This window comes from uncultured Campylobacter sp. (assembly GCF_938030785.1).
GTDB lineage: Bacteria > Campylobacterota > Campylobacteria > Campylobacterales > Campylobacteraceae > Campylobacter_B.
The window spans coordinates 1-7,849 of sequence record NZ_CALHIK010000166.1 but is presented as its reverse complement, the minus strand read 5'-3'; the positions used below and the strand labels follow the sequence as shown (position 1 = coordinate 7,849).

4 protein-coding genes and 1 tRNA gene are annotated in these 7,849 nt (G+C 50.3%); 1 reads left to right on the top strand and 4 read right to left on the bottom strand.

Annotated elements, in window-relative coordinates; all coding sequences use genetic code 11:
• Nucleotides 1-176 precede the first annotated feature (176 nt).
• The 4 genes from Q0438_RS09790 to Q0438_RS09775 form a co-directional block, all read right to left on the bottom strand.
• A tRNA-Ser gene (locus Q0438_RS09790) sits at nucleotides 177-264 on the bottom strand.
• Between the two features lie 423 nt (nucleotides 265-687).
• On the bottom strand, nucleotides 688-2,145 hold the full coding sequence (locus tag Q0438_RS09785; RefSeq protein WP_299190497.1) for an efflux transporter outer membrane subunit: 1,458 nt from the start codon (nucleotides 2,143-2,145) through the stop codon (nucleotides 688-690).
• Nucleotides 2,132-5,290, bottom strand: coding sequence for an efflux RND transporter permease subunit (locus Q0438_RS09780; protein WP_299190496.1), 3,159 nt, complete (start codon nucleotides 5,288-5,290; stop codon nucleotides 2,132-2,134). Before Q0438_RS09780 ends, Q0438_RS09785 begins: the two co-directional genes overlap by 14 nt.
• On the bottom strand, nucleotides 5,290-6,417 hold the full coding sequence (locus Q0438_RS09775) for an efflux RND transporter periplasmic adaptor subunit (protein WP_299190494.1): 1,128 nt from the start codon (nucleotides 6,415-6,417) through the stop codon (nucleotides 5,290-5,292). The genes Q0438_RS09780 and Q0438_RS09775 overlap by 1 nt, the downstream gene beginning before the upstream one ends.
• A gap of 174 nt (nucleotides 6,418-6,591) precedes the next feature.
• Between Q0438_RS09775 and thiD the strand changes: the two genes are divergently transcribed.
• On the top strand, nucleotides 6,592-7,707 hold the full coding sequence (thiD, locus tag Q0438_RS09770) for a bifunctional hydroxymethylpyrimidine kinase/phosphomethylpyrimidine kinase (RefSeq protein ID WP_299190492.1): 1,116 nt from the start codon (nucleotides 6,592-6,594) through the stop codon (nucleotides 7,705-7,707).
• Nucleotides 7,708-7,849 lie beyond the last annotated feature (142 nt).

The following is a 7,849-nucleotide window of genomic DNA, read 5'->3' as shown; positions in this document are numbered from 1 at the left end:
GGCGGGCGTAGAGATAGAATTTAGGCGGCTTTGGGGTTTGATTTTCGGCGGAGGAAATTTTGTCTTTTATCGTTAAATTTACGGCGAGGGTGGGAATTTGGATTTAAATTTATAAAATTTTCGCCGAGTAGGAAAGCGAAATTTTAGAGTTTTGCGGGGATGCAATTTTAAGATAATGGCAGATGGGAAGGGATTCGAACCCTCGAAAGCTTGCACTTTACACGCGTTCCAGGCGTGCTCCTTCAACCGCTCGGACACCCATCTAAATTAAAAGTCGCGATTATAGCGAAAATCTAAAATTTTGCCAAATTCCGTTTCGGCGCGCAACCCGTTTTGCCTTTAAATTTAAAACGCGGCGCTTGGAATTCTACCGCGCCGCTTGGAATTTTTCTGCAGCGATTAGAATTTCGCCGTGCTGCTTGGAAATTTTACCGCAGCGCTTGGAATTCTGCCGCGCCACGAAGCAGGCCGCTTTGCGCTTTCTAGCCGAGTGCGATTTTACCTTGCTGCGGATATTTTAAAATTTGGATTACTTTTTAAATTTAGACCTGCCGTTCGACGCAGCGCTAAATTTAAAAAACGCAAGCAAATTTTACTTTCATATAGTCCGCTTGCACAGTAAAATTTCGGCAGCGCTTTAAATTTATGAGTATTTTAAAATTTCGCGCCGCCGATAAATTTAGAAAGTTAATTAAAAATTCTATCCTTCGGGAAGGCGGACATATCGGGCTGCACGTCCTGCTCCGCGCCGATAAGCGCCTTTATTTCGCTATCCTCGATACTAAAGCCGCCGCCAAGCGCCTTGTATGCATTCACCGTCGCGTTTAGCACGTCAAGATCGGTCTGCACTTTGTTTAGCTGCGCGCTAAGTAGGTTTCGCTGCGAATCCAAAAACTCCAGATGATCACTGTAGCCCGCCTGATACCTGCTTGAGGCGTTTGAATAAATTTTGCTCTGCGAAGCAACGAGATCGGCGAGGCTTGCCTGTCTTAATTTGGCATTTTGCACGCCTACAAGCGCGTCGCGAACGTCGCCGAAAGCGGTTTTAAGCGCCTTGTCGTATGCGATGAAGCTCGCGTTTTGCTCTAAATTCGCAAGCTCTACGCGCCTTTTTTGGCGGCCGAAATCAAGCAGCGGCCCTGCGAGCGAGCCACCGATACTCCACGTGCTCGCGTTTGCAGTAAATAGCCTGTCAAACTCGCCGCTTGCGTATCCTGCCGAGCCGGTAAGCGAGAAGGTAGGGAAGTAACCTGCCTTGGCGACGCCCACTAAGAAGTTGCTCGAGCGTAGATTTTCGAGCGAGCTTGCGACGTCCGGGCGGTGCAGGATCACGTCGCTTGGGATTCTGCTTGGGATCTGCGGCGCGCTAGGCATTTTCGCGGCGGTCTGCGGCGCACCGCGTAAAATTTCATCGTAGCTCTTGCCCGTTAGGATATTTAGCGAGGTCTGCGCCGCAGAGAGCTGATTTTGCACGCTTATGAGGCTCGCCTCGGCACTTTGCACCGCAGCTTTGGCCTGATAAAATACGATCTCGCTAACCGCGCCCGCATCGAGCTGCTTTTTGCGGTAGTTTTGCGTATCTTGATAGCTTTTTAGGCTGTCTTTTAAAATTTGTTCCTGCTGCTTTAACGCTAGTAGCGTAAAATAGGTCGTCGCAACCGTGCTAGTGATCGTATTTTTGGCGGTTTCGTAGTCATATTTCGTCGCATTAAATCGAGATCGCGCCGAATCTACGCTGTTGCGCACGCGCCCCCAAAGATCGATCTCGTAGCTTAGCACGGCGCCGATCTGATACGCGCCGTGAGAGTTGCGATCGGGCTGGTTGCCGAAATTATTTTGGCGCACCGCGCTGCCGCTTAAATTTACATTCGGCAGGTACTCAAGCTTGTTTAGTCCCAAATTTACGCGCGCATACTCGACATTATTCAGCGCGGTTTGCAGGTCGGAATTTTGCTCCAGCGCGCTTTGGATCAGGGCGTTTAGCTGCGGATCGTTGAAGCTTTTCCACCACTGCGTGCTAACGTTTGTGCTCGCGTAATCCGCCTTAAAGCCGGTCTGCTTTTGCGGCGTGACGGGCTTGAAGTTGCAGCCGCAGAGTAAAATTCCAAGCGTCAAGGCGCTTAAAAGAGCGTTATTTATTTTCATCGTTCACCTCGTTAGTTTGGACTTTTTTGCCGCGTCTATCAAGCCAAGCGTTGAAGCTTTCGAGCAGGTAGAAAAATAGCGGCACGAAAAAGATCGCGATCGTAGATGCCGCGAGCATTCCGCCTACGACGCCGGTTCCCAGTGCATGGCGGCTAGCCGCGCCCGCGCCGGTAGCGATAACCATCGGAAGCACGCCCAGACCGAACGCAAGGCTCGTCATCACGATAGGGCGAAACCTCATCTTGGCGGCCTCTACGGCGGCTTCTGCGATAGGGCGGTGGTTATTTAGGTGCTCATTCATCGCAAATTCCACGATCAAAATCGCGTTTTTTGCCGCCAGACCGATTAGAAGTAAAAGTCCGATCTGAAAATATATGTCGTTATTTAGCCCGCGGAAATATGTAAACACGAGTGCGCCGAATACCGAAAACGGCACGGCGGTAAGCACGGCAAGCGGCATGAGCCACCTTTCGTATTGAGCCGCCAGGATCAAAAACACGAAGATCATTCCGAATACGAATGCCTGCGCGCCCTTGCCCGTCTCGCTGACCTCTTGATACGCGGAGCCCGACCAGCCGATCGAATATCCGCTAGGAAGCTCCTCTTTTATAACCTCTTGGATCGCGGCGATCGCCTGACCCGAAGTGTAGCCCGTATTTGGCTCGCCCATAATTAGCGCAGCCGGGAAGGCGTTAAATCTATTAACGGAATCCGGACCCAAAGAGCGCTCAAGCCTTACTAAAGAATTTAGCGGGATCAGATCGCCGCTAGCGCTGCGGACGTAGAGCGATTTTAAATCGTTAGGATCGTCTCTGTAGTTTTGCGTAGCGCGGATATAGACCTTGAATGTGCGACCCATGAGGTTAAAGTCGTTGATATAATACTGCCCGATGGTAGAATTTAGCACGGTGAAAATATCGGCTATGCTAACGCCTAGCATCTTTACCTTCTCTTTATCGAGGTAGAGCTTATACTGCGGGAAATCAGTATCCAGCGTCGTTCGCACGAGCTTTAAAGCGGGATGTTGGTTGGCTTTGGCGGTTACGCGATCCATATCGGCGCGAATTTCATCGTAGCTCTTGCCCGTCGTGCTTTGCGCGTAGAGCTCAAATCCGCCCGTAAGCGAAAGACCCATAATAGGCGGCGGCGTGACGACGTAGGTCATCGAGTTGCGATCCGCGCCGTAGAGCTCGCCGTTTAGCGCGGCGGCTATGGCAAAGTTGGAATTTTCATCGCCCGGGCGCTCTTTCCAGTCTTTTAGCTTTATAAAAAACGCTCCGCCGTTTTCTCTGAGGGCTCCTGCTAGCATATCGTATCCCGCGATTTGGGTTATGTCCACGATATTGGAATGCTTTTTGGCGATACTTGCGATGAAATTTTGATCGGCTTCTGTCCTAGGTAGAGTAGATGCCGACGGAAGCGTGGTCATCGCCATAATCGATCCTTTGTCCTCGTTAGGTACCAGGCCGGTAGGGGTAATTTTAAAAAGCTCTATCATCGCATAGATGATGATGCCCACAAAAACGAGGCTGATTAGCACATGGCGCAGAACCATGCCGACGCCTGCGGCGTAAATTTTAGTCGAGACGCCGAAAAGATTATTAAACCATCTTACAAAGAAAAACGGCTCGGATTCCTTTTTTTGCAAGATTAGAGCGCAAAGTGCGGGCGTTAGCGTAAGGGCTACGAAACCTGAAAAACACACCGAAGCTACGAGCGTTAAAGCAAATTGTCTCTGCATAACCCCCGTAAAGCCCTCCATAAGCGCAACCGGCACGAAAACCGCCGAAAGCACGAGCACGATCGAGATAACTGGCGCTACGATCTCGCCCATCGCTTTCGTGGTAGCTTCTTTGACGCTTAACTGCGGCTCTTCGTGCAGAATTCTCTCCACGTTTTCGATTACTATGATCGCGTCGTCAACAACGATGCCGATAGCTAAAATAAGTGCAAAAAGGGTGATTAAATTTATAGAAAATCCGAAGGCGTAAATTCCTATAAACGCGCCGCAGATCGATACTGGAGCGGCAAGAGTCGGGATGATCGTAGAGCGGATATTGCCCAGAAACATATACATAACCAAAATAACCAAAATCAGCGCTTCGATGAAGGTATGTATAACCTCCTCGATAGAGACCTTTACGAAGCTCGTCGTATCGTAGGCGACGCCGTAGGTCAGCTCGCCCGGGAAATTCGGCTTAAGCTCGTCTATGCGCTTATTTACCGCTTCGACTACGGCTAGGGCGTTGGCGCCGCTTTGCATAAAGATAAGCACGGGCACCATCGCCTTACCGTTATATTTACCCGAAATATTGTAGCTCGCGCCGCCGAGTTTGACTTCGGCGACATCTTTTACGCGCAAGAAATTTCCGTCCTTCTGCGCGCGTATGATGATATTTTCAAATTCTTCGACGGTTTTTAAACGACCCTCGGGCTTGATCGCATAGACGTAGGGATTACCCAAGTTCATCGGCTGCTCGCCCATCTTGCCTACGGCGTATTGGCTGTTTTGCTCGCTTATCGCAGCGATTATCTCGGCGGTCGTAACGTTAAATGTCTTAAGCAGCTCGGGCTTTACCCAGATCCTCATAGCATAGTCTTTCGTACCCAGCGCCTGAGCCTCTCCGACGCCTGGCACGCGCTTTAGCTCATCAACGACGTTGATAGCTACGTAGTTTTGCATCTCTACTACGTCCATCTGCTCGCTAGGATCGTAAAACGCGAGTACTTCGAGCATCGTACTGCTGCGCTCGGTGACGGTTACGCCGTACCTGCGCACCTCGTCGGGAAGCAGCGTAAGAGCGGGCGTTACGCGGTTATTTACATTGACTTTTGCATCATCAGGATCGGTGCCGATCTGAAAGTATACGTTGATACTAACAGAGCCCGAGGAGCTTGCCGAGCTTTGCATATAGATCATATTCTCAACGCCGTTGATCGCGTTTTCAAGAGGCGCTGCGACGACGTCGGCGATCGTTTGCGCATCCGCGCCGCTATATGTAGCGTTTACGACGATTTGCGGCGGCGTAAGCTGCGGATACTCCTCGACGGAGGAATTCTTAAGAGCCAAAACGCCCGCGATTACGATGATTATCGAAACGACGCAGGCAAAGACGGGGCGGTTGATGAAAAATTTAGAAAACATTATTTCCCGCTTTCCGCATTGCTCTGAGATGCTTCAGGCTGTCCCGCTACGTAAGGATCGGTGCTTGCGGGTACGGGAGTGACCTTGGAGCCCACGTTGATCTTTTTAAAATTATCCAAAATGATCTGATCGCCGTCCTGCAGCCCGCTTGAGATCGTCGCAGTGCGGGTATCTTGAGCCGAAATTTTGACCACTTTTTTAGCGACCTTGCCGTCTTGTACGACATAGACTATGGTGTTGCTAAGATCTTGCTTGAGCGCAACTTGCGGAATTTTAAAGCCGTTTTTCTGATAAAAGCCCTCGACGCTTACTTTAGTAAAAATTCCAGGGCGAATTTCCAAATTTGGATTTGGAATTTGAGCTTTGGCGCTGACGGACGCGGTATTTGTATTGATGACGCTATCGATAAAACTTAGCGTGCCGTTGTAGTCCTTGCCGCCGAGATTTATGCTTACCTGACGACCTAGCTGCTTCCACTGCCCGTTTTTTAAATTTGTATCAAGTTCTAGCCTATCGACGTCTGCGATGCCGAATTCTACGTCGATCGGATCAAATTTGCTAAGGCGCACCAGATCCTCGCCAACATTTACGTATGCGCCTACGTCCTTTTGCGTATCGCCCGCCATGCCGTCAAAAGGTGCGGTCACGAGCGAGTGGTCAAAATCGATCTTGGCGCTTTTAAAATTTGCTTCAGCTACCATAAACGCGGCCTTTGCGGTGTCGAAGTCCTTTTGAGAGATCGTGTTGCCGGCTTTTAGCGCTTTGGCTCTTTTGTAATCCGCCGAGGCGCTTTGAAGAGTAGCGTTTGCGCTGTCAAACGCCGCTTGGTAGCGCGAGCGGTCGATTTCGTAGAGCACGTCGCCCTTTTTGACGCTGTGACCCGGCTCGAAAAGCTGCTTTTCGATAGTGCCCGAAACCTGCGGCTTTAGCATTATCTCAAGCTCGCTTACGGTCTGTCCGTTAAATTTCAAAATTATCGGCACATCGGCGGATTTGGCGGTAAATACGCCTACCGGTAGCGCGGGAGCCTCGCCGCTTTGTTTTGCGCCGCTTTCCTCCTTTTTTTCAAAATAGGAGCAGCCGGAGATCAAAAGCGCTGCGAAAATCAAACTAGCGACTTTTTTCATGTAATTTCCTCTAATTGGGTTAAAATTTTGTATTTGTAATAGTTATTACGAAACGAACGTAGATTATAATAAAAACTACATAAAGAAAACTTAAATTTAGCCCGTAAAATAATCTACCGAGTGGAATTATAGCGGAATTTCGATATAATCGCGCTAAAATTTTAAAGGCTTTTTATGAGAAAAATTCTTACTATCGCGGGTTCTGATAGCGGCGGCGGCGCGGGCATCCAGGCCGATATCAAAACGATCAGCGCGCACAAGATGTTTGCAATGAGCGCTATTACGGCGCTTACGGCGCAAAATTCGCGCGGAGTGTTCGACGTGCTGGACGTTTCGCCGCATTTTGTAGAGGCGCAGCTGGACGCGATTTTTAGCGACATCTTTCCGGACGCCGTTAAAATCGGAATGATCTCCAATGAGGGGGTTGCCGAGGCCATCGCAAAGAGCCTGAGCAAACACGGCGCAAAAAACGTCGTCTTAGATCCCGTGATGGTCGCTACTAGCGGCGGAGTTTTGATGAAACAAAGCGCGCTACATGCGCTAAAATACAAGCTCGCCCCCGCCGCGGAGATTATCACGCCCAATGTGCGCGAGGCCGAGGTTTTGGCGGAGATGAAAATTTTAAGCTTAGCCGATATGCGCGCGGCAGCGGTTAAAATTTCGCAGTTTTTCGGCGGCGCGATTTTGATTAAAGGCGGCGATCTGACGGCTGCGAGCGCGACTTGCATTGCGGCGGAAGCGGGCGCAGCTAAAATGAATACAGCGCGAAATTTTAATGCTTCGCAGCGCGAGACGGGCAAAAATGGTGCACGCGAAAATTCTGCGGGTTCGACGAAGAGCGCGGATTTCGCGGAGGAAAATTTTACTAGCGAAGGCATAAATTTAGCGGCGAGCGCGGAGCCGCTATTTGAACAAAATTTATCCGTAGCGTCTCTAGGTGCGGGCTTTGAGCCGAGCGGAGAGAATGCGGATTTGAGAAATTTTGCGGTCGATATTTTGTATGAAAACGGCAAATTTTATGAGTTTTCCGTGCCTAAAATTTCTACGCGCAACACCCACGGTACGGGCTGCACGCTTTCAAGCGCGATCGCGTGCGCACTGGCGGCGGGGCTTAGTCTGCCCGCAGCCGTCGCCCATGCCAAGGGCTTCGTGCGCAGGGCGCTCGGCTGGAGCGAGCAGATCGGGCACGGATGCGGCGCGATAGATCATTATTTCACGGTCCAAGATCCCTTCGGCGCGGACTTTGACAGACCTTGCGCGGATGAAATCAAAATCATCGCCCCGGATTGAAATTTCAAGCGCTCGTTGAGATCCCTGCATTCGTTAAAATTCCAAGGCTCCGCCCGCGAGCATAGGTTTTAAATTTAACGAAACGGTACGAAATGCGCGCTAAAGAGTTCGCCTAGAAGGCTATGATAAACGGCGACTTGCC

Excerpts from the sequence above, each read along its gene's own strand:
- Q0438_RS09785 (WP_299190497.1), bottom strand. The coding sequence starts at position 2,145 with ATGAAAATAAATAACGCTCTTTTAAGCGCCTTGACGCTTGGAATTTTA.
- Q0438_RS09775 (WP_299190494.1), bottom strand. The coding sequence starts at position 6,417 with ATGAAAAAAGTCGCTAGTTTGATTTTCGCAGCGCTTTTGATCTCCGGC.
- thiD (WP_299190492.1), top strand. The coding sequence starts at position 6,592 with ATGAGAAAAATTCTTACTATCGCGGGTTCTGATAGCGGCGGCGGCGCG.
- Q0438_RS09780 (WP_299190496.1), bottom strand. The coding sequence starts at position 5,290 with ATGTTTTCTAAATTTTTCATCAACCGCCCCGTCTTTGCCTGCGTCGTT.